14 protein-coding genes are annotated in these 19,414 nt (G+C 70.4%); 4 read left to right on the top strand and 10 right to left on the bottom strand.

The window, feature by feature from the left end; translation table 11 throughout:
* Positions 1–7 precede the first annotated feature (7 nt).
* The 3 genes from OHB04_RS07845 to OHB04_RS07835 all read left to right on the top strand — a co-directional run bounded on the left by OHB04_RS07845 (position 8) and on the right by OHB04_RS07835 (position 4,488).
* Entirely contained in the window at positions 8–1,516 is a 1,509-nt protein-coding gene (locus tag OHB04_RS07845; protein WP_326686979.1) for an ATP/GTP-binding protein, read from the top strand.
* 263 nt (positions 1,517–1,779) lie between these two features.
* On the top strand, positions 1,780–3,294 hold the full coding sequence (locus OHB04_RS07840) for an RICIN domain-containing protein (RefSeq protein ID WP_326807119.1): 1,515 nt from the start codon (positions 1,780–1,782) through the stop codon (positions 3,292–3,294).
* A gap of 210 nt (positions 3,295–3,504) precedes the next feature.
* Positions 3,505–4,488: a hypothetical protein gene (locus OHB04_RS07835; protein WP_326807118.1), complete on the top strand. Its 984-nt coding sequence runs from the start codon at positions 3,505–3,507 to the stop codon at positions 4,486–4,488.
* 48 nt (positions 4,489–4,536) lie between these two features.
* On the opposite strand, the gene OHB04_RS07830 is transcribed toward OHB04_RS07835, so the two are convergent.
* Positions 4,537–7,443, bottom strand: coding sequence for an AfsR/SARP family transcriptional regulator (locus OHB04_RS07830; RefSeq protein ID WP_326807117.1), 2,907 nt, complete (start codon positions 7,441–7,443; stop codon positions 4,537–4,539).
* A 1,694-nt stretch (positions 7,444–9,137) separates the two neighbouring features.
* Here OHB04_RS07830 and OHB04_RS07825 point away from each other — a divergent pair.
* Positions 9,138–10,307: a DUF418 domain-containing protein gene (locus tag OHB04_RS07825; RefSeq protein ID WP_326807116.1), complete on the top strand. Its 1,170-nt coding sequence runs from the start codon at positions 9,138–9,140 to the stop codon at positions 10,305–10,307.
* Between the two features lie 83 nt (positions 10,308–10,390).
* Here the strand turns inward: OHB04_RS07825 and OHB04_RS07820 are convergent, their stop codons facing one another.
* The 9 genes from OHB04_RS07820 to OHB04_RS07780 all read right to left on the bottom strand — a co-directional run bounded on the left by OHB04_RS07820 (position 10,391) and on the right by OHB04_RS07780 (position 19,344).
* The gene (locus OHB04_RS07820; protein WP_405806279.1) at positions 10,391–12,241 is read right to left on the bottom strand and encodes a type IV secretory system conjugative DNA transfer family protein; all 1,851 of its coding nucleotides are present in this window, start codon (positions 12,239–12,241) and stop codon (positions 10,391–10,393) included.
* A 17-nt stretch (positions 12,242–12,258) separates the two neighbouring features.
* Positions 12,259–13,761, bottom strand: coding sequence for an ATP/GTP-binding protein (locus OHB04_RS07815; RefSeq protein WP_326692631.1), 1,503 nt, complete (start codon positions 13,759–13,761; stop codon positions 12,259–12,261).
* Positions 13,762–13,838: 77 nt separating this feature from the next.
* A complete protein-coding gene (locus OHB04_RS07810) occupies positions 13,839–15,332 on the bottom strand; it encodes an SCO6880 family protein (protein WP_326686974.1) in 1,494 nt (497 codons plus the stop codon).
* Between the two features lie 92 nt (positions 15,333–15,424).
* Positions 15,425–16,744, bottom strand: coding sequence for a hypothetical protein (locus tag OHB04_RS07805; RefSeq protein WP_326807115.1), 1,320 nt, complete (start codon positions 16,742–16,744; stop codon positions 15,425–15,427).
* A 1-nt stretch (position 16,745) separates the two neighbouring features.
* A complete protein-coding gene (locus OHB04_RS07800; protein ID WP_326807114.1) occupies positions 16,746–17,585 on the bottom strand; it encodes a hypothetical protein in 840 nt (279 codons plus the stop codon).
* A 38-nt stretch (positions 17,586–17,623) separates the two neighbouring features.
* Complete coding sequence (locus tag OHB04_RS07795; protein WP_326686971.1) at positions 17,624–17,911, bottom strand: hypothetical protein; 288 nt, start codon at positions 17,909–17,911, stop codon at positions 17,624–17,626.
* Between the two features lie 74 nt (positions 17,912–17,985).
* Positions 17,986–18,273 (bottom strand): hypothetical protein, encoded by a 288-nt coding sequence (locus tag OHB04_RS07790; RefSeq protein WP_326686970.1) that lies wholly within the window; start codon positions 18,271–18,273, stop codon positions 17,986–17,988.
* A 5-nt stretch (positions 18,274–18,278) separates the two neighbouring features.
* On the bottom strand, positions 18,279–18,980 hold the full coding sequence (locus tag OHB04_RS07785) for a DUF6668 family protein (protein ID WP_326807113.1): 702 nt from the start codon (positions 18,978–18,980) through the stop codon (positions 18,279–18,281).
* Positions 18,981–19,062: 82 nt separating this feature from the next.
* The gene (locus tag OHB04_RS07780) at positions 19,063–19,344 is read right to left on the bottom strand and encodes a hypothetical protein (RefSeq protein WP_326807112.1); all 282 of its coding nucleotides are present in this window, start codon (positions 19,342–19,344) and stop codon (positions 19,063–19,065) included.
* Positions 19,345–19,414 lie beyond the last annotated feature (70 nt).

Here is a 19,414-nt window from a genome sequence, read left to right as displayed (position 1 = left end):
GGACCCGATGGCACGCAAGGCAGAGAAGACCCGGGCACGCAAGCCCGACAAGGCCCGCGCGGGCCAGCCCGATCCCGCCCGCCGACCGCAGCCCACGGCGCGGGGCTGGCCCGGCCGGGGCGGCGGCACGGTCGGCTACGTCGACCCCGCTCCCGAATGGCGTGGCACCTCCGTACAGGTCTGCGGCCTGTGGCCGTTCGGCGCCGGTGCCGGAACCCCCATGGTCGGAGTGCCGCTCGGCCGCGACCTGGACTCCGGGGCCACGGTGTGCTGCGACCCGGTGAGCTGGTTCATGCGCACGGGCCTGCTCGCCAACCCCTCGATGTTCGTGCTCGGCCGCCCCGGGCTCGGCAAGTCCACCGTGGTGCGGCGGATGGCGCTCGGCCTGTCCGGCTACGGCGTCCACCCGCTCATCTTCGGCGACCTCAAGCCCGACTACGTCGACCTGATCAGGGAGATCGGCGGGCAGGTCATCAGCCTGGGCCGGGGGCGCGGGCACCTCAACGTCCTCGACCCCGGCGAGTCCACCGCGGCGGCTGCCCGCCTCACCGGCTCCGCGCGCCGTCAACTCATCGCCGGCACCAACAGCCGCCGCCTCCACATGGTCTCGGCACTGGTGACCATTCTGCGCGGCGAGCCGCCGACCGACCGCGAGGAGACGCTCCTGGCCGCGGCGCTCGACATCCTCGACGACCGGCACGGCCCCGACAAGACGCCGGTGCTCGCGGACCTGGTGCAGGTCATCAAGGACGCCCCGGAGACGCTGCGCTCCGTCGCCCTCGACCGCGGCGACATCTCGCGGTACTGGGACATCACCGAGAACCTGGAAGCCTCACTCACGGCGCTGCTGGGGGACGGCCTGCTGGGCGACTCCTTCGCCCGCCCGACGACGGAGCCGATGAAGCTCGACCGGCCGGTGTGCTTCGACATCAGCAACATCGACGACAGCGAGACCGTGCTCCAGGCCGCCGCGCTGCTGTCCTGCTGGTCCTACGGCTTCGGCGCGGTCTCCGCCGCGCACGCCCTCGCGGATGCCGGGCTGGAGCCGCAGCGCAACTACTTCCTGGTCATGGACGAGCTGTGGCGGGTGCTGCAAGCCGGCCGGGGCCTGGTCGACCGCGTCAACGCCCTCACCCGCCTGGACCGCCAGCGCGGCGTGGGCCTGGCCATGGTCACCCACACCATCGGTGACCTGCTCGCCCTGCCCACGGAGGAGGACCGCATCAAGGCCAAGGGCTTCGTGGAACGCTCGGGCATGGTGGTCTGCGCGGGCCTGCCGCCGGCCGAGATGCCCCAACTCTCCCAGGTGGTGGAGCTGACGGAGGTCGAGAAGCGGCTGCTCGTGGACTGGTCGACGCCCCCGGCGTGGGACAGCGCCCGCAGCCGCCAGGCCGACCCGCCGGGCCTCGGCAACTTCCTCATCAAGGTCGGCAGCCGCCCCGGGATCCCGCTCCATGTGGACCTGACACCGGGGGAGTTGGCGGTCAACAACACCAACAAGAGGTGGAACAAGTGAGCCAGGTCGCGCGAGGTGCGGCAGCGGTGGACTGAACCGTCCCGCCGCTCGCGCCGTAGAGAGGGACACGAGGTCGTTCCCCCCCCACGGCGGCCTTCGAGAAACCGGGCCCGGCCACCACCCACCACCCGATTGGCGGCCGGGCCCGGACCTCAGCGTGCGCGGTGGATGCCGGGCACTCGGGCCGGGTCTGAACCGATCCGCCCAAGTGGCCGTTTCGACTTGTGAGTTCCTTGCAAGCGAACGTCAGGAAGTGGGTTCATATGAGCGAGGACGGAGAAATGCAGTTGTCGGGGGCGCCACCGGGGCAGCCTGCCCCCTTCAAGGTGGTCATCACCGGTGACGGTGCCGCCACCATCGACGGTGAGCCGATCCCGGTACTGGGAGACCAGCCGCTCGACAGCGCGATACTCGACACGCTCCAGGGGTATGCGCACGTCCGCGAGGCCACCGTCACGGCGGCCATCGCCAACCCCTCGACGGGCTATGCCGTGCACATCGAGGTCGCCCCGGACGGCTCCAGCCGGGTCCTGGAGGAGGGCGCCGGGTCCCCGGCCGGAGGCGACGGCTCGTCCTCCGGGGACGGCCCGGCAGCGGCGGCCGGCACGGCGGCCGGGACCGGCACGGCCGAGGCCGTGGCCGGCCCGTCGGCCGGAGACGTCAAGGCGGCCGGGGAGGAGAAGACGCCCGGCGCACCGGGACACCTGAACGCGTCGGCGTCCGAGGAGCCGCCCAAACGGGGGATCCCCGCGCCGTCGATTCCGAGGCCCTCGATTCCGAGGCCGTCGATTCCGAGGCCGTCGATTCCGAGGCCGTCGATTCCCCGGATCTCTGCCGGCGGCGTCGGTGGGAAAGGGAAGGGGGGAACGCGCGGGTCGGACGAGGAGTTCGAGGCGAGCAGTCTGCTCAAGAAGCCGTGGGTCGTCGCCGCGACGGCCGTGGCGGTGGCTGCGCTCGTCACGACTCCACTGGCGATAGCCGGTTCGGGCGGTGACGAGACGGCGAGCGGGGCGACTCAGAAGACCGAAGACGGTCCGAAGAACAAGAAGCACGGCGGCCCGTCGGGCACAGTGCGCCCGTCCTCGCCGGGATTCCCCACCGGGTCTCCTTCCGGGACCCCCAAGTCCGAGCCCGAACCGTCCAAGAAGGACAAGAAGAAGTCGAAGTCCGCTGGTGGTTCGGAGTCTCGCGACTCAGGAAGCGAGGATTCCGGAGACGAGGGTTCCGACGAGTCGGACCCGACGAAACCCCCGAGCGGCGACGGTGACAGGCCGGGAAACAAGCCCAAGGCAGCCGTGGACAAGGCCACCATCCCCTCCGGGACCATCACGGTCTTGAACCGGTATACCCGCAAGTGCCTGGACATCCCCGGCATCAACGAGGGCAGGCCGCTGGGCCAGGTCCAGCAAGGCCCTTGCAACACGTCCAGCAGCGACAACCAGCGGTGGAGCCTGGACCTCCGTGGAAAAGGTACGGGGCCCGACGGCGCCAACCTCTATCTGATCCGCAATGTCAAGGACAACCTGTGCCTGGACCTTCCCGGCCGCGGCCCCGCCCCGAACACCACACCGGTGAACGAGGCCCACTGCGGTTCCATCGGGGACAACCAGCTGTGGTGGTTCGACAGGCGGTCCAACGGGACGTACTTCATTCGCAACGAGCAGAGCGGCAACCTGTGCCTCGATGTGGCCGACCGGGGACAGGATCCCCACGCCCGCCTCACGATTTTCGGCTGTAGCGACAAGGGCGACCACCAGTGGCGCTTCCGGAAAGTGTGAACGGGCACCGGCCTTGAGCCGGCGTCAGCTCTGAGACGGCGTCAGTCCTGAGCCCGCAGCGGCTCAGGGCCGGCGTCGTACCTCGAACCATGGCGTATGGATGCCACGCACGGCTCACTCTGACTTTTTTCGGCACGCGAGTGAACCGGTGTCCCCGACGGCCCGTGTTCTACAGAAGCATCGGTCGCTACGACAAGGAGGACGGTTCCTATGCCACCGCCGGCCGATCAGCAGCCCGCCTTCGACGCCAAGCGGCTCGCGCAGGAAATGCTCCAACACGACATGCGTATCGCCGCGCAGAGTCGCAACGGGCAGATTCGCGCCGATGACACCTTGGCCCGGCAGATGCGCTCCGAGGAGAGCAACGCCTCGCAGATCTCAGGCGACCGGATGCTGGCCCAGCAAATGGTGGCCGGCGACATGGCGCATGCCGAACAGGAGAACCAGGAAGAGGAACAGAGCCGGTCCCGTGGCGCCGGAACGGGGCGAATAGCCTCAATGATCCGCTCCATACGGCAGTCGTTGCGGAACGCGCGGGGCGACATGCGGGAGGGCGTCAGGTCTCTGGTGACTGGCGAGGAGCCCTACCAGCGGTTCGAGCAGCCCCCTCCGCCGTACCAGCAGCACCAGCAGGACCAGCCATTCCTTCCGGGGTACCAGCAGGGCCCGCCGCAGCCCCAGCAGTTCTCCCAGGGGTACCGGCAGGGCCCTCCGGGATACCAGCAGGGGCCGCCGCAGCCCCAGCAGTTCTCCCAGGGGTACCAGCAGCTTTTCCAGGGGTACCAGCAGGGCCCGCCGCAGCCCTCCCAGAGGCAGCGACAGCCCCTCCAGAATCCGGCCTACCAGCGCTACGAGGAACTCGCCAAGACGCCACTAGGCAAAGCGCGACAGCTGGCGGTGCAGAACGCCGCACTGGAGTTGATCAACAAGAATCCCTTCTACAAGAGGGCGTACGACACCAACAACCTGCCCAACGTGGCGAAGCTCGCCAACGCGGCCCATCACAGGCAGGCGACGTCCGACAAGCAGAAGCAGGCGGACCTCCAGGCCGGTCGCGCCGCCGCGGCGCGCGGGCTTCAGCCTGAAGGCCTGAAGAGGAAGAGGGGTGCGGAGGGAGGGCCGGGAGATTCGGCGACTCTTCCCGCCAGGAAGATAGCGCGGGCCCATTCGCCCAGAGCGCTGGGGCGGGGCTGATAAGTGCCGTTACCTCAACGACTCCCCCGGCCCCTTCACCGAGAGCCGTCAGCTGGTGGATTCCTCGGCGCCCTGTCCCCCGGCCTCGTCCAGTCCGCGCAGCTTGTCACGGATATCTTCCGCGTCCGGATGGTCGAACTCCTCCAGCAGCTTCAGCGCCTGATCCCAGTTCGTGCGGGCGGCGTCCGGCTCGCCGACGGCGAGATGGACTTCGGCGAGGAGGCCGATGGTGTTGGCCTCGCCCCATCGGTTGCCGACGCTCCGGTGTGCCTCAAGCGCCAGGTGAAAGTGCTCGGCCGCGTCGTCGTACCGCTGGAGCTGCTGGTAGACGGTGCCGAGGTGGACCAGCGTGACGCCCTCGACCCAGCGGTTGTTGATGGTGCGTTGGACGCTCAGCGCCTGCCTCAGATGGTCGCAGGCCTCCTCGTACCGGCCGAGCCGAACGTAGGCTTCACCGAGGTTGTTCAAGACGATCCCCTCGCCCCAGCGGTGGCCAAGGGTGCGGTCGGTCTCCAGCGTCTGGTGGAAGTGCGTGATCGCCTCCTCGATCCGGCCGGCCCTCAGCAGGACGTCGCCGAGGTTGCCCGTGACCCGCGAGCAGCCGCGCTGGTCGCCGAGCTCGGTGTAGATGGGCAGTGCCTGGAGGTGAGAGTCGATGGCCTCGTCGAAGCGGCCCATCACGGTGAGGGCGTTGGCCAGTCCGCAGAGGCACTCCGCCTCCCCCGCCCGGTCGTGGGCGCCGCGAGCGGCCGACAGGGCCGTCTGATTCGTGGAGTGCCAGTCGTGCGTATGGCTGCGCAGGTAGAAGAACCCCCAAAGAGCGGCGGTCAGCCGCCAGGCGATGCCGGGCTCGGCTGTGGCCGCGTGATCGACCGCTGCGACGAGATTGGCCCGCTCGGCCACGCACCAGTTCAGCGCCTGGTCGTAGGTGGTGAACGTCAACGGCCGGCAGTCGGGAGGCAACGGGGCGAGGGGGACGCTGGGGCGCTGGGGGGTGAGGAACTGCGAGGCGGCGTGCGCGGTGTGCAGGTACCAGGTGAGGATCCGCTCCACAGCCCGCTCCCGGTCGGCTGCCGTCTCCTCCTCGGAGTGGGCGCATTCGGTGGCGTAGATACGCAGCAGATCGTGGAAGGTGTAGCGGCCGGGGAAGTGCTCGGTGAGCAGGTGCGCGTGAGTGAGCTCGCCGAGCAGGCCGCGGGTCTCGCGGACGGTGAGCCCCGCGAGGCTGGCCGCGGCGGGAGTGGAGATGTCGGGGCCCGTGTGCACGGCCAGCAGCTGGAACAGCCGGGCCGCCGGGGCGGACAGCGCCTGGTACGACCAGGAGAACACCGCCCGTACATCGGTGCTGATGTCACCTCCCGTGAAGGCGTCCAGGCTGCCGTGGCTCTCGCGCAGTTCGTCGGCGATGGCGTGGAGCGGGAAGCTGGGGTGGGTGGCGGCACGGGAGGCGACGATTGCCAGGGCCAGCGGCAGCCGGGCGCAGCGGGCCACGATCTCGTCCGCCGCCTGCGGTTCCGCTGCCAGCCGCCCGGCGCCGATACGGCGGGCGATGAAGTCCCGGGCCTCGGCGAGGGGGAGGGGGTTCAGCGTCAGCGGTTGCGCCCCGTCGTTGGCGATCAGCCCGGTGAGCTGGTTGCGGCTGGTGACGATCGCCAGGCAGCCGGGGCCGGTGGGCAACAGGGGCCGGACCTGTTCGGTGTCGCGGGCGTTGTCCAGCAGGAGCAGCACCTGCCGGTCGGCGAGGAGGCTGCGGTACAGCGCCGCTCGGGCGTCGAGCCTGCCGGGCATCTGCTGGGGCGGCACGCCGAGCGCGTCGAGGAAGGTGTGGATGGCCTCGTCCGGCGGCATGGCCGAGCTGGTCGGATCGAAGCCGCGCAGATTGACGTACAGCTGGCCGTCCGGGAAGCGATGGGCGATCTCGTGCGCCCAGTGCACCGCCAAGGTGGTCTTGCCGACACCCGCCATGCCGCCGATCGCGCTGATCACCACGGCGGTCGGGCGCTTTCCCCCGCGCGGCAGCAGGGCGTGGGTCTGGGCGAGTTCGGTGTCCCGGCCGGTGAAGACCGGCAGGTCGGCCGGCAGGTGCGCAGGGCGGGCCGCGTGTGTGGTGGGCGGGGTGGCCGGGTCGGCGGGCGAGGGCGGCGAGGCGGCCTTCTCCGACGGGGCGGGGGCACGCAGCGTCGGGTCGGCGGCGAGGATGCGGGCGTGCAGTTCCAGCACGGCCGGGCCGGGCTCGATACCCAGCTCCGCGACCAGCGTGTCCTTTGCCTTGCGGTAGACCGCCAGTGCCTCGACCTGACGGCCGGACCGGTACAGCGCCAGCATGAGCAGCTCGCACAGGCGCTCGCGCAGCGGGTGTTCAGCGGTCAGCGAGGCCAGCTCGGCGGCCACTCCCTCGTGGCGGCCCAGTTCGAGGTCGACGTCCAGGCGGGCTTCGAGCGCGTTGAGCCACTGCTCGTCGAGCCGATACCGCTCCGCCTCGGCCAGTGGCCCGGGGAGCCCGGCCAGCGGCTTGCCTTCCCACACCTCCAGCGCGGCGTGCAGCAGTTCCCCGGCCGCGGTGAGGTCGCCCGAGGTACGGAGCTTCTTCGCCTCGGCCACCCGTCGCTCGAACACGGCCAGATCCAGGGCGTCTTGGGGGACGTCGACACGGTAACCGTCGGCCACCGAGACGATCACCTGCGGGGCCTCGCCCGCCGCCCGCCTCGGCTCCAGCACCTTGCGCAGCCGGGAGACGTACGTACGGACAACGGTCACAGCGCCCGACGGCGGCGCCTCCCCCCAGATCGCGTCGACCAGCTCACCGATGGTGGTGGGGCGCCCCCGCCGCAACAACAACGCCGCCAGCACCGCCCGCTGCTGCGGGGATCCAAGCGCCAGTTCCTGTTCGGCGCGCCAGGCCCGGACAGCTCCTAAAACGGCGACTCGCAGAGGGTTCGCATCACTCACGTTCACGCGTGCGACTCTACCGACGTGTGAACGATCCGGAACCGCTCTCAGCCATTTGTGATGCGCCGGTAACCCGCGGGCGGCGTCCTGTTCACCGGCCGGGACGCAGTGGGGACTGTCCGGCGGTGGGGCTTCAGAACCGCCGGACAGCCGCATGTCATGCCATGCCTATTGCCACTGGTACTTCAATGTCCTTCTTGCTGTCACTTCCGGCCCCCGCCGAGGCCGCGCCCCCGGAGCTGCTGGTCCCGCGGCTGGAATTGGCCCGGCGGTGGGTAAGGGGCATCCAGTGGCTGACGGCGCACACCTGAACTTGTTGACTCCCCCGCGCGGAGGCTGTTGGCGGCGTATGCCACCTGTCGCGGGTCCGCGGGCTGTCTGTAGACCGGTTGCGCGTCGATGGGTTGCGTGGGGGTGTGGCGAGTGTGGCTGTGGTGTCGGTGGGTGGACGGCTGAAGATCTGCGAGCGGGATGTTCTCCCGAATGGGGCTTCCCGGCGGAGTCCGCACTCCCGCGAGGTGGGAAGCCGCGGAGGAGTGCAGTCGGTAGGCAGCGGCCTCTTGATTGCTGTAGGGCAGGCCGGCCGGTTGCCGTGCGAGCCAGGGGTATGCCCCGCTGGTCACCGCAGCGACCAAGGGGCCGAAGCCCACGGCGGCCCATGCCGCGGTGCGATTCTGAACCAGGCCGGTGAGGCCAAGGCCGAAGACCCCCTGCCCCACCGCATTCAGTGTGGCGGCTGATCTCTGCGCCCAGGTCGGGTTTTCGGTCCGCGCCCACTGGTGCAGGGGAACCAGTGCGCCCAAGGAGATGCCGCCGAAGCCTTTGACCACCGTGGCCCAGTTCATGGTCTGCTCAGCCGGGGGCTGGGCGAGGGCGCCGACCGCCAGGCTCCCAAGGGTGGTTGCCGAAATGACTGCCGAGACATGGTCCGGGTGGTCCACGCCCCACTTCCACGCCTGCTGGGCTCTGTCGTGGAAAGCGGTATAGACCGTGGAGCCCTGCACGCAGTGCCAGGTCTTGGTCGCGGGGTGGTACCACGGGTCCTGCGACTGCCCCTCGTTGTCCGAGCTGCCGACTGTCGACACCGAGGGGGCGCGCTCGCGGGGCAGTCGTTCCTGGTGACGGAGGGCCTCCTCCGCAAGGGCGACGATGTCGATGGCGTCGTTCGAGCGGGTCGCCGGGCTCCGGCCAACTTCTTGTTGGCTGCGGCGGCTGGAGTGACTGCTGGCCACCGAGGCGGCCGGTGAGATCCGGCGAGTCTCGAATTGGTCGAAGCGGTCCTCTGATGATCTGCCCGACGAACGGCCCGACGATCTGCCCGACGAATGGACCGACGAATGGACCGACGAATGGACCGACGAACGGGCCGACGAACCGACCGACGAACTGGATGGTGACGTGGGGAAGGCTCCGGGGATCGGGTTCTCCCGGGCGTCACTTCTCCGCTCTCGTCTGGACTTCCGTGGCATGCAGGATCCCTTCCTGGACGGCAGGGAGCCCCGTCATGGTGGTAGGACTCCGTATCGGGCTCCGCGCTGAGCTCCGCGTGAGAAGTTGTCCTTACGTACGGAGACCAGGCCGGAATGGTTCAACATTGGTCGCCGCCGACCACACATCGCTGGTTGAACCCTTTCGGCGCGGACCCCGTGATGGCCCTCGAAGCGCATGCCGCGCAGCACCGTGGAAAGGCGACGAGGGCATTGTCCGCAACCGAGACAACGACACCAGCGGCCCCCGCGACGTCGCGGCGCATCCGGGACGTCGATGCCCTGCGTGGCTTCGCGCTGCTGGGCATCCTGCTGGTCAACGTCGAGGTCATGGCCGGTCCGTACAGCGCCGGCGAGGGGCCTTCCGCCTCAGCGGCCGACCAGGTGGCCGCCTGGCTCGTCACCGCGCTGGTCAGCGGGAAGTTCTACCTGCTGTTCTCCTTCCTCTTCGGGTACAGCTTCACCCTCCAGGCGCGCGCGGCCGAACGGGACGGGGCCGGGTTCGCCTCGCGGCATCTGCGGCGGCTGCTCTGCCTGTTCCTCCTCGGCATCGCGCATGCCGTGGTGTTGTTCCCGGGCGACATCCTCATGACGTACGCGGTGCTGGGCCTCGTCCTGTTCGCCGCACGCAACGCCGCGCCGCGCACGGTGGTACGGGCCGCGATCTGGCTTGTTGTCGCTCTCAGCGTCCTGTTGCTCGGCCAGGGTCTCCTCGCCCTCGCTGCCTCCGGACCGGCCGGCGTCGCAGGCCCGGAGGAGAGCGTGGCGGCCTACCGGGGTGATCCGGTGTCCGTCCTCCACGCCAATCTGCGGCAGTGGCGCGAACTGCTCGGCGGAGATCTTCTCTACGCGCCCCACCTTCTGGCGGCCTTCCTGGTGGGCCTGGCCGCGGGCAGGCGCGGGGTGCTTGCCGAATCCCACCGGTATCGCCCGCAGCTGCTGCGGCTGATCGGATACGGACTGCCGGTCGGCCTGGCCGGGAGCGTGTTCTCGGCGATGTGCGGCAAGGGGCCGCTGGAGCCGCGCTGGAGCGATGTCGGCATGGCCGTCGAGGTGCTCACCGCCCCGGCGCTGACCGCCGCGTACGCCTGCGGGCTGTTGCTGTTGCTGAGCACGCGCCATGGCCGGGGCATCGGGAACCTGCTGGCCCCGGCCGGCCGGATGGCGCTCACCAACTATCTGACGCAGTCGCTGGTCATGGCGCTGGTCTTCACCGGCTACGGCCTCGCGCTGTACGGCCGGGCCGGCACGGCGACCGTGCTGGCCGGGTGCTGCGTCCTCTACGCGGCTCAACTGATGTTCAGCAGCCGGCTGATGGGCCGCGTGCGGTACGGACCGGTCGAACGGATCCTGCACACGGTGACCCGGGGCCGCAGGCCCTGACCGGTGCCGGTGCGGGGGCCGGTGGGTGGCCCGGAGATGCCCGTGGGTGGCCCGGCTTGGCTCAGCCGGGCCACCCGGGCAGGTCAGGCGCCCGTAGTGCCGGGGGCCGCTTCCTTGTGCCACGCGAGAGCGCCGTCGGGGAGCCCGGGGATGGCGCTGTACCCGGGGAGCCCGGTGTTCTCGATGTTCAGGTCGAGCCCGTTCTTCCTCCGCCACGCCTGGGACGCCCGCTCGGTGATCGCCTCCACCTCGGCCTTGGCCGCCGCGGAAATCGCGCCCGCGCCCGGCTCCTTGTACCAGGGGCGCAGCCGGATCAGCGCGGGGCGGACGCCGGTGGCGAGCAGGAGAGCGGTGCCCTTGGGAAGGGCACGGATCTTGTCCGGCGGCAGGATCGGGTCCAGGCGGTAGGAGACCGAACGGGAGCCGCCGTCCCTGCTCTTGGAGTAGGAGTCCGTCTTCACGTCGTGCTGGCCGACGAGTTTGGAGACCTTGTCCACGAAATCGGCGTCGTCGAGGCCGGCACCGAGGAGCTTGACGGTGGCGGCGCTCCACAGCGCGTCCATACCGGCCTCGCCCCACACCCGGGCGCCCTGACGGTAGCTCTGCAGCAGCGTCACGACGTTGATGCCGCGGGAGCCGAGGTGGCTGTAGAGGTCGGGAAGGTCGGAGATCCGGCAGACGTTGGCGGCCTCGTCCAGCACCGCGGTCATCGGCGGATCGAGCCGGCCGCCCATCCGCTCGGCGGCGATCACCCCGGCCCGCAAGGTGGCATCGGCGAGACCGGCGATGACGCCGGCGGCGGAGCCTCCGCCGTCCTTGGAGAGCAGGTAGAGGGTGTCGCGGCTGATCGCGTGCTCGTGCGGGCGGAACTCGGGGAGCGTGGGGTCGGGCGTGACCCAGGCGGCGATCTCCGGGTCGAGCAGGCAGGCCACGCACTGCCGGGCCGTCTCGTAGATGCCGTCACGGGTCTCGACAGCGCCGCGCACGGTGCCCTGGAGCTGGTCGGCCATGGCGGGCATGTCGGCGTCCCGCAACAGGTCGACCGGGGTGCGGTCGGCGGGGTCGGCGAGCCAGCCGAGCAGGTCGATGACGGATGCCTTGCCGCGCGCCGCGGCCAGGAACAGCGCGGTGAGCGTGTTCTGGGCCGCGGAGATCCAGAAGTCCTTCTTCGACGCGTCGTCGTTGACGGAGGCGACGAAGTGCCCGCCCAGACGGCGGGCACCCTCGATGGTCTGGCAGTCGGCCAGCATGTCCCACCACATCCCCCGGGGAGTGTGGGCGATGCCCTGCGGGTCGAACGTCCACACGGTGCCGGTACGGGTGCGTTCGGCCCGGGTGACGGTGTAGACGTCGGACTTGTTGGAGGTCAGCAGCACAGCCCCGCGGGCCCGCAGCACCCGTGGGACGGCGATACCGGTGGACTTGCCCGCACGGGGAGCCATCAGGTCGAGCTCCACGTCCTCGAAGGAGGAGCGCAGTTCGGGACCGTTCGGCTCCAGGTCGCCGAGCAGATTGCCGGTGTCGTCCGGATGCAGATGGGGCTCGTTCTTGATGGAGGGGCGCAGGTCCCGGGCGCGTTCCGCGATGCCCTCGGGGCACATCGCGGCCATCTCCCGCCGCCCGGCCAGGCCCTTGGTCTTCGAGGTGGACCTGCTCACGATCTTCCAGATGGGAATGACGACCGCGGCCGTGGCCGCCCCGAAGACCACGACGATGCCGGTGTACACCGCGACGGGCGACGCGTCCGGCCACAGCTCCCTGGAGCCGTCCATGACCAGTGTCGCGAGCAGCATGATGGAGAACGACGGGGACTGCCAGCCCGCGCCGCTCAGCGCGGCCCCCAGCGTCCCGCCGAACCACACGCCCCCGGATGTCAACAGGGCCAGCACCGTGACCGCCACGATCGCCCATGGGGCCATATCGCGCGGGTCCATACCTCCCCCGCCTGCTCTCATGCGATCCTCCAGTCCTGCCCCGGCGCGGCATCGCCCCCGGGGATCTGCTCGGTCGCCTGCGTACCGGGATGCTGGTTTTGCACCCAGCGGGTGTTGGTGTCGTGCAGATGGCGCTCGGTGTCGGTGATGGCGACCCTGATCGGGATGCCGGGCCGGCCGCCCACCTTGACGAGGAAACGGCCTCGGCCGGGCGGTTCCTCATGGTCCCCGGTCATGCCCCAGCCCGGCGGCGAGGACCAGGTGGAGACCAGTTCGATCTCCCGCTGGGACAGGCCGACGATCTTGCCCAGCTCCTCCATCTCGGCCCGGGGCAGGCCGGCGCAGACGACCATGCCCGCGCGTTCGACGAAGCCGCGCGCCTTGGCCTTGTCGGATTCGGAGCCCAGCGACTCCGCGTCCTTGAGGGTGTGCGTGATCTTGGCATCGCCCAGGCCGAGCGTACGGTTGAGGCGGGTGAGCGCGTCGATACGGTCGACGATGCCCGTGGCGGCACGCAACGGCCGCCACAGCTCGTCGAGCACGGTGAAGAACCAGCGCCGCGGTGCGAGGCCCGCGTCGGCCAGCGCGTGGGACGCCGCCACCGCGCCGAGCCCGTCGGACCACGCCGCCAGCATCGCCGCCGCGGTGAGCTGGGTGTCCGCCTCCCCGATCCGGGAGATGTCGATGCACACCGCGGGTGAGTTGAGGTTGACCCGGGTCGAGGTCTCGGAGGCGAAGGTGTCGCCCAGCGGCCCGTCCAGAATGCCGAGCAGCGAGCGGTGCAGCGGGTCGACGGCGTCGCGGTACCGGGAGTCGTCACCACGGTCCAGGGTCACGGCCCGGACCCGGTCCGGCCCTTCGTCGAGCACCCTCAGCACATCGGGCAGCACTACGGTCCGGCCCTGCGGTGTCCGCTCGCGCAGGTGGTGCAGCACGGCCGACAACACCGCCTGCTCGTGGTCCTCCATGGGGCGGTTGCGGACGATGGTGATCAGTGCCGCGACCATGTTCAGCACACGTCCGTGCGCCTCGGACAGCAGCGCCTGGCCCGCTGATCCGCCGATCTTGGCCGCGACCTCGCCCATGGCGCCCGGGTCCAGCAGGTTGATGCCGCCCATGCCACGCCCGAGGGAGATCACCTGACCGCCCAGGGCGCGCACGGTGTCCGCGTAGTCGGGCTTGAGGTCGCCGAGGACCAGCGGCACCACGCCCGTCGCCGACAGGCCGATGAGCATGCGGTTGATCAGGGTGGACTTGCCGAGGCCGGGCATGCCGAGCATGAACAGCGACGGGTTGGAGATGTAGCGCGCCCGGGTGAACCACGAGAGCGGGTCGCCGCACACCGTGGCGCCGGTGTGCAGGTGCTGTCCCAGCGGGACGCCGGACATGGGCGCGCCCGAGCCCGCGGCGAAGGGCCACAGTCCGCACGCCTGCACGGTGGTCGCGCGCCACATCGTGGGCGGGTCCATGCCGCCGACCTGGCCGCCGCCGGGCCCCGGCCAGCCGCGCGAGGGGGCCATCCGCTCCCTGCGCGGCGCTTTCGCCTGCCCCGAGCGGCCCTTGCTCGTCTCCTGCCGGCTCTTGCCGGCGCGCGCACTCACAGCGCCTCCCGGAGATCGCGCGGGATCAGTGTGAGCTCCCACGGGAGAATTCCGACGGGGAGGGTGCAGCTGAAGGCCGCCGCCTGCATCCGGTCGGCCGGGCGCATCGACAGCCGTGCCGCTCCCTGGAGGTTGCGCATGGCCGCGCTGACATCGGCCAGTTCGTCGTCGGCGTCGACGGTGGCGGTGAGCATCAGCGAGAACTCCACCAGTCCGGCACCGGTCGCCTCCTCCTGTGCCGTCTGCTCGGTCGCGCGCATCTCGGAGGCGGCCCGTGCCTGGACCATGCCGCGTCCGGAGGTGGCCATGAACTGGGCCGCCCGCCGGTCGGCCTCCACGATGCGGGCCGAGGTCGCGGGGTCGATGGGCCGGTAGAGCAGTGCCACGCGCTTACGACGGGTGCCGGGCGAAGCCTCCAGCAGGCCGCGCAGCACGTTGGCCCGTACGGTGCCGCGGGGCGCGAGGGTGAGCATCCAGGTCCGCGAGACCCCGGAATCGTGCTGGTAGGAGGTGACATCCTCCACGCAGGCGGCCGGACCGGCATCGCCCCACTCCAGCCCCGTGCCGCCGTACTGCGCACGGGCGTTGAGGACCTCACCCGCGACGGCGGGGTCGTAGGCCACCCGTACGACCTCGGCGATGCGCTCGGCCGACAGCGGGTAGGCGACTCCGCCGCCCGCGCCGACCAGCCCGGAGAGCAGTCCCGGGATGCGGGTGGCGAGTTCGGTGATGAGCTCCTCCTCCTTGAGCTTCTGCGCCGGGGGGAGGCCGTAGGTGAGCGTGATGTACGTGTGCATCTCGGAGGAGGCCGACGGATACTTCTCGACGACCTCCTCCATCACGGCACGAGCTGCGGGCGGAGCGTCGGGGGAGAGGCGCGGCAGGACCTCGTTCGCGAGCCGGGTGCCCGAGTCGGGCGCCGTCTCGACGATGACGGAGGCGCCGCGGAGCCCCGTTTCGTGCGAGAGCCTGGCCAGCCATCCGCCCCACGAGGCGACCCAGTTGTCCACCTGGTCCGGGTCGACCAGGGAACCGCCGTCGGGTTCGCAGCCCAGCACGATGGTGTAGAAGTTGCGGCTGCGGTGGAACAGCACGCCGAAGTCACGGTCGTACGCGTCCCTGCCCTCGGACATCTGCATCCGGCCGAGCAGCCCGGGCGGCTGGAACCGCCCGGCGGGCCGCTGCGACATCGGTCCCGCGACGTAGGTGGTCGAGCCCTTGGCCTTACGGCGGGCCCAGCCGATGCGCACGGCGATCAACTGGAAGGCGTTGCGCCCGTCCTGAGTCCGGAGCATCAGCGGTACGAGTGCGAGGGCCAGGGGGCCCAGCACGACCAGCGCGGCGGTGACCGAGATCAGTGAGGCCAGCAGCGTCACGACGAGTCCGCCGAACATGACGGCGGTGCCGATCATGCCGAAGGGGCCCAGCCCCGGCCGCCTCGGCCGGCGCCAGTTCCCATACGTGGGACTCGACGCGGCATGGGTTGACATGGGTATGGCTTCCTTCCCTGTTCGGCCGCCCCTCAGCTGAGGGGCGGCCATGTGTACAGACCGCGGGGGACCGCGCGGCACGGCTGTTCGCGCTACTGGTTGTGGCCCTTGGACCCGTCGGCGTCGTCCACCGCTCCGGACACGGTCTTCGCCGCGCCCGTGGCGATGGCGATCGCGGCCTCCGCCGCGATCCCGGCCGGCCCTGCGGCGGCGCCCTTTCCTGCTGTGGCACCGCTGGGGCCTCCGCCGCCCCGGCCGCCTCCGCCTCCGCCGCCGAAGCCGCCTCCGCCGCCGCCGGAGCCGCCTCCCGAGCCGCCGCCGGAGCCGCCGCCCGAGCCTCCGCCGGAGCCGCCTCCCGAGCCGCCGCCCGAGCTGTCGCTGGAGAGTCCTGTCGCGCCGCTCCTGCCTCCCGCTCCGGACTGGCCTCCGCTGCCCGAGGCGCCGGATGGGCCGGATGCTCCGCCGGACCCGGACTTGCCGCCCCCGCCGGACGATCCGGTGGAGCCGGCTATCGCCCTCGCTCCGGTGGCAAGTCCGCCCCCGACAGCCGAGAAGGCCGCGGACTGGGCGCTCCCGCCCCCGAGCGCCGCCGTGGCGGGCACGATGAGCTTCAGCAGTGCGGGCATGGCCACGGCGGACAGGAGCATCACGCAAATACCGGCGATCTTGAGGTGGATCTTGTCAACCTGCCCCCCGCCGCCGCCCTCTCTGTCGCCGTCTGTGAGCAGGGTCGTTCCCGCGAATATGACGAGCGCGGCAGCGGGTTTGTAGAGCAGCCAGGCGATCATCCAGCCGATGTGCTTGCGCCACCATCCGCCGCCCCAATCGCTCATGGACGCGGCAGCCGCCAGCGGCAGGGTTCCGAACAGCACGATCATGACGGCGAGCCGGATGTAGAGCATGATCCCGTGCACGACGGCGGCAAGGAGCAAGAGGAACGCGAGGATCAGGTACAGGAACGCCGGAATGTCTTTCGAGGAGCCGCAACCCACGGTCTCCAGCTGCTTTTTCACAGCGCTCTCGTACAGATGACTGGCGAAGTCGTCGCCGACAGCGGCAGCGGCGGTGATGATGGCCGTGCTGCCACCGGCGACGAGGATGAGCCGAACCATGCCCTTCATCGCGGTCGTTCCCGCGTCGCCCTTTCGCTCCGTTGCCATCCGGATACAGGCGAAGATGAGCGAGCCTACGGCGGTGTAGACAACAAGCCAGTTCAACTGGCCCTGGACCGGCTTCGACTCCGTCGGCGCGAAGGTGGGGATGCCCTCTGTGAGTGCACCGAACGCGGCAAGGGCCCCAGCCATGATGAGGTCGGCGATGCCCTTGATGATGCTGCCGATCGGGTCGCCCAGGAATTTGAAGAAACCTACCAGGGCATCAATCAGCGGACTTCCTGAATCGCTACAGTTCATGTCAGGCCGCCCCCCATCTGATGAACCCGTTCGCGCCCATGCCGGAGGACGAGGAGAAGAGGGTTCCGTTCGGGCGCGGCTTCACTTTCCAGTCGCCGCCGCTCCACCGCATGGAAACCGTCGTCGAACCCAAGCCCCCGCCTGCCCCCTTGATGAGGATCCGCACGTTGGCAGCGTTCTTCGAGAATGAATCCACGGTGAATCCCGAGTAGACCCCGGGGTCCTGGTTCTCCACATCCGACGCAGCGAGTTTGGACCGCCCGGCGATGAAGGTGTCGCGGCCCTCCCCGTTGACGAGCTGCTGTTCTGCGACAGGGCGCCATTGGGCAGTTCCCATATGCGTGAGGATGCTGTGGGCCGCCATGACGGAGCCCATGGGTGTGCGGGCGAAGCACCACCACACCGGGCCGTTGTACCGCGTGGGTCCGGCCGACGGGGAGGTGGGCACGCTGGCGCCGTTCAGGCTCTTCCACGCGACGTCCTTCGGCGCGGCTGTGGGCCGCCTCGTGTCCGCCCCGTTCTCCGGGTCCTGCCCGTTCTGGGTGTTCTGCGTGTTCTCCGTGTTCTCGGTGTTCTTCGCGTCCTCGTCCTCGGTCTGGCATCCCTTCGGCCGCTCGTCGTCCGCCAGACCGCCACGCTTCGAATCGTGGGTGGAGAGCGGTCCCTTCATGGTCCTTCGCTGCGGTGCGGCATCAGCGGTGTCGCCGCCCGAACTTGTCGCGTAGGACAGTGTCGCGACGACCAGTGCGGTCGCCAGGAACACGGCTGAGAAGATCCAGCTCCGCTGCTTATAGAAAGGCGAATCGTCCGCCTCGTATACGTCCTTCTTGCGTCCGAACATCGCTACTCATTTCCGCCTCGATGCGTCAGCGGGCCCGGTCACTTGAAGACCCAGGAGGCAAAGGGACCCGCGCTGGCGACGATGCAGCAGCCACCCAGCACCATGCCGAGTCGGCTCATGTGTTCGGAGCTTTCGCCACGCTTCAGAGAAATACCCATCATCGCGCCGGTGATCACAATGCCCAGGACGCCGGCCGCGGTACCGGCCCAGGCGGCCAGACCGAGCATCAGGTCAACCTTGTCCTTGAGCCCGTCCGGTGCTTTACGCTGCGGCTTCGGAACGGCGGCTGGAGCGGACAGGTAGAGGTGGAGAAGGGCACTCTTCATCGAAAACTCCTATGACTCGTTGTCAACTGGCAAGTGATTTTGCGAAATGCTGTCCCGGAACAGGCGACAGAGATTCAGGGGGTGTATGGGCCGAACCACTCCACGATCGGTCCGGCGGATGTAGCGATGACCGATGCGACCATCACGATGAAGAAACCCCGGTAGTGCGTGGCGCCTTCGCCCGGTTCTCCGGCCCGCAACTGGAGGGTCATGTTGGCGCCGACGATGATGAGGCCGAGCACGCCGGCCGCCGAGGCACCCCAGGCAAGCCAATTGATAAGGTTGTTGGCTTGCTCGGCTGCTTCCCCCGACGGCTGGTAGGGAGGGATATCGTCAGCCAGGAGCTGCGGTAGTTGGCTCATGACAGTCATCGTTTTCTCTCCCGCTTTCCAGGCTTGTCGGGTTGGGTGCCGGCCAACTCGACCAGTACGCGAACGGCCTTCGGCACAGCGCCCGACCGCTTTTCCCCGCGCCACGCAGGAACCCAGGGGACCCGGTGCACTTCCGCGACGGAACGCAGCACACGGACTCGCTGGAGAAGCTGGAAGGGCAGGTGCCCGGGCGCGTCGGCGACGAGGACCACGGCCAGCAGTTCCACACCCGCCGGGTGCTGCCCCGAGCGCAGGGCGTCCAGCGCCCGGGACGCCGCCCGCAGGCCGGTGCCGTGGGTCCGTGCCACCAACAGCACCTGGCCGGGCTCGCCCAGGGCCGGATCGGGCCACTGGCGACCCAGGTCACTGCCGCCCACCACCTCGGCGAGCGTGGTCGTTCCCGCACCACCGTGCGCACCGACCCAGCTGACCGGGCCATGCCCCCCCGCCGGGGGCAGTCCGAGTTCCGGGTACTGCGAAGCCCTGGCCGGTGACGGCGCGGCAGGGGTGGCCGGGCGCGGCACGGCTGCGGCCCTCGCGGCCGGTGCGGCCGGGTTCGGCGCCGCTGTGGCCGGGACAGCCGGTTCCGGTGACGACCGGAACGGCGCGGCCGGTTCCGGTGACGACCGGAACAGGACGGCCGGCTCCGGCGGCACCTGGGCAGGGGCAGCCGGAGCCGCCGCCGCAGGCGCGGCCATGGCCGGGGCAACCTGCTCCGGCGGCACCGCGGCCGGAGCAACGGGCGCCCGCACCTCAGTCGGTGCGGCTGGTGCCCGCACCTCAGTCGGGGCGGTCGGTGCCGGTGCCGGGGCCGGGGCCGGTGCTGCCGGTGCTGCCGGTGCCGAGGGTGCCGCGGCGGCCGGTGCCGGGGCAGTCGGGGCAGCCGCCGGGGCGACCGGCTCCGGCGGCGTTGCCGCGGGCGGCGCCTCGGCCGGCGTGGCCGGTTCCGGCGGCGCTGCCGTGGGCGGAGGCGCGGTCGGCCCGCGTACCCACATCTGCGCCCCGGCGGGCTCCCTTGGAGGGACGCTCATGCGCGTCCTGCCTCCTCTCGTGCTGACTCATGGATTGGTGTGCTGCCGCGCTCTTCCGTGATCCGGATCGAACCGAGTTGAACTGATTCGGCCTCTGGCCC

The organism is Streptomyces sp. NBC_01775 (assembly GCF_035917675.1).
In the GTDB taxonomy this organism is placed as follows: Bacteria; Actinomycetota; Actinomycetes; order Streptomycetales; family Streptomycetaceae; genus Streptomyces.
This window is presented reverse-complemented; position numbering and strand designations above follow the sequence as displayed.

Coding starts and splice junctions, on each gene's coding strand:
- OHB04_RS07845 (WP_326686979.1), top strand. CDS start 8: ATGGCACGCAAGGCAGAGAAGACCCGGGCACGCAAGCCCGACAAGGCC.
- OHB04_RS07840 (WP_326807119.1), top strand. CDS start 1,780: ATGAGCGAGGACGGAGAAATGCAGTTGTCGGGGGCGCCACCGGGGCAG.
- OHB04_RS07835 (WP_326807118.1), top strand. CDS start 3,505: ATGCCACCGCCGGCCGATCAGCAGCCCGCCTTCGACGCCAAGCGGCTC.
- OHB04_RS07820 (WP_405806279.1), bottom strand. CDS start 12,241: ATGGACCCGCGCGATATGGCCCCATGGGCGATCGTGGCGGTCACGGTG.
- OHB04_RS07815 (WP_326692631.1), bottom strand. CDS start 13,761: ATGGCCCCCTCGCGCGGCTGGCCGGGGCCCGGCGGCGGCCAGGTCGGC.
- OHB04_RS07810 (WP_326686974.1), bottom strand. CDS start 15,332: ATGTCAACCCATGCCGCGTCGAGTCCCACGTATGGGAACTGGCGCCGG.
- OHB04_RS07805 (WP_326807115.1), bottom strand. CDS start 16,744: ATGAACTGTAGCGATTCAGGAAGTCCGCTGATTGATGCCCTGGTAGGT.
- OHB04_RS07800 (WP_326807114.1), bottom strand. CDS start 17,585: ATGTTCGGACGCAAGAAGGACGTATACGAGGCGGACGATTCGCCTTTC.
- OHB04_RS07795 (WP_326686971.1), bottom strand. CDS start 17,911: ATGAAGAGTGCCCTTCTCCACCTCTACCTGTCCGCTCCAGCCGCCGTT.
- OHB04_RS07790 (WP_326686970.1), bottom strand. CDS start 18,273: ATGAGCCAACTACCGCAGCTCCTGGCTGACGATATCCCTCCCTACCAG.
- OHB04_RS07785 (WP_326807113.1), bottom strand. CDS start 18,980: ATGGCCGCGCCTGCGGCGGCGGCTCCGGCTGCCCCTGCCCAGGTGCCG.
- OHB04_RS07780 (WP_326807112.1), bottom strand. CDS start 19,344: ATGAGTCAGCACGAGAGGAGGCAGGACGCGCATGAGCGTCCCTCCAAG.